The sequence below is a fragment of the Pseudoalteromonas sp. NGC95 genome (assembly GCF_015864705.1).
GTDB lineage: Bacteria > Pseudomonadota > Gammaproteobacteria > Enterobacterales > Alteromonadaceae > Pseudoalteromonas > Pseudoalteromonas arctica.
Map to the genome: position 1 here is coordinate 1 of NZ_JADYWR010000052.1, position 2,199 is coordinate 2,199.

Annotated in this window: 1 protein-coding gene; it reads right to left on the reverse strand. The window is 51.1% G+C overall.

Annotation, left to right across the window (positions count from 1 at the left end; all coding sequences use genetic code 11):
* Positions 1 to 2,199: beta strand repeat-containing protein (locus I6E70_RS20470; RefSeq protein WP_197189497.1), on the reverse strand; the 2,199-nt coding region annotated here is incomplete at both ends.

Sequence of the window (2,199 nt, forward strand, 5' to 3'; positions counted from 1 at the left end):
ATTCGCCTTCGGCTAAATCAGTTGGTGCATCGACGCTCCATACACCACCCGTTACGGTCGTATCAACAGTCGTAATATTCCCTGCACTGTCTTCAAACGTTAAACTAATGGTGGTGCCATCTGCCGCATCACTTGTCCCGCGAATTTCTGGCGTGGTGTCATTGGTGTCAACCAGTGCATTAATACTGATGCTTGGCGCCGTGGTGTTGAGTGTTGCGTTTTCACTTAATGTAGTGGTGTTGCCTGCGCTGTCGCTGACGCTTGCTTCGATAGTGAGTGGACCATCAGTTAGCGCGTTCGGTACATCCGCTGACCAGCTGCCATCGGCTTGCACTGTTGCAGTGAACGTTTCTGTATTATTTGCATCCGTGACGTTAATCGTTATAACCGTGCCTACTGGCGCGTTTGATGTCCCGCTAATTGTTGGTGTGCTGTTATTCGTGGCACCGACGGTGTCTAACGTCAGTGTCGGCGCTAAGGTATCTAAGTTGCCTGTTTGTGTGGCGCCGCCGGTGTTGCCTGCATCATCGGTGATACTGGCTTGCACGGTGTAGCTGCCATCCGGTAATTCAGGGCTGCTTGCTTGCCAGTCACCGTTTGCACCGACGGTGGCGGTGATTGGGTGTTCATCACCGTTACTGTCGGTAATAATAATGTTGATAACCGTGCCTTCAGGCTCTGTTGAGGTACCACTAACAACTGGGGTGCTGTCGTTACCTAGGCCCAATGCGTCAACAGTGACGATTGGTGTGATGGTATCTACATTACCACTGCTGTTTGCGGTGCTCTCGTTGCCTGCCGCATCGGTAATGCTGGCAATAATGCTAAAGTCACCTTGTGCAAGGGCTGTCGATACTTCGATTGCCCAGTGACCATCGCTGCCTACAACAGTGCTAAGGGTTTGATTGATGCCTTCGCTATCGGTAATGGTGAGTGTAACAGTGCCACCAATTTCATTACTGGTGCCCTGAAGCTCTGGTGTTAAGTCGCTGACATCGCCTACGTTTTGAATGGTGAGTAGTGGCGCTTGCGTGTCGATAGTGGTGGTGTCACTCACTGTAGTTTCGTTGCCAACACTGTCGCGTACACTTACTTCAATGGTGCTTTGACCTTCACTTAATGGTGTCGCTGGTGTGGCGCTCCAATCACCGTTTGCATCCACAAGGGCGGTGATAGTTTGCGGGTTGCCTGCGCTGTCGGTCACTACAATAGTGACTTGCGCGCCTTCACCCGCATCGCTTGTGCCGCTAATAACCGGTGTATTGCTATCGCTTTGTGCTGCAACATCAACAGTGAGTGTCGGCGGTGTATTATCAAAGTCATCTGAGCTAATTGTACGGGTATTACCTGCGGCATCGGTCGCTGTTGCGATCACTGAGCCAACATCAAGTAAAGATACACCCAACCCGACTAATGACCAGTTGCCATCCGCATCCGTTGTAGTGGTATATGTTGCACCAATCCCACCGTTAACAAGTTGCTCGGTAATAGTAATTTCACTGCCAATGGGCAAGTCAGACGTACCGCTTAGGGTAATTAATAAACCAAGTTCAAACGTTGGTGTAAAGGCAAGTGCTGGCGGGGTTACGTCTACTTCGCCACTGTCCGTGCCGGTGCCTGTGTTGCCTGCAGCATCAGTGATGCTGGCGCTGACGCTGTAGTTCCCTTCAGCTAATGTGCCTGTTGGTGTTGCACTCCAGTTACCATTGGCATCGGTTTGTACATCAATAGTTTGCACTGCATTCGCTGCATCTGTAAACGTAACTGTGATAGTGCTATTAGGTGCATCACTGGTGCCTGTCACTGTGGGCGTGCTGTCGTTTGTTAATACTGGCGCATCTACACTCACACTTGGTGCTGTGGTATCAATGGTGCCGTTGCCGGTAATATTGGTGCTGTTACCTGCCACATCGCTGATGTTGGCGTTAATACTGTACGGCCCTTCGGCTATCGCATTAGGCACTTCGACTGAAAAGTTGCCGTCTGCATCAACCGTGGTGGTGAACGTTTGTGTATTGCCTTGATCGTCCATCACGGTGAAGTTAATAACGGTGCCTTCAACCGCATCGCTTGTTCCACTGAGTGTCGGGGTGATGTCGCTACTTGAGCCTGGACTGGTAAGTACAAGTGTCGGTGCGGTGGTGTCTATTTCACCAGCGCCAGTAGCGGTGGTGTCATTGCCTGCTGCATCGCTCACGC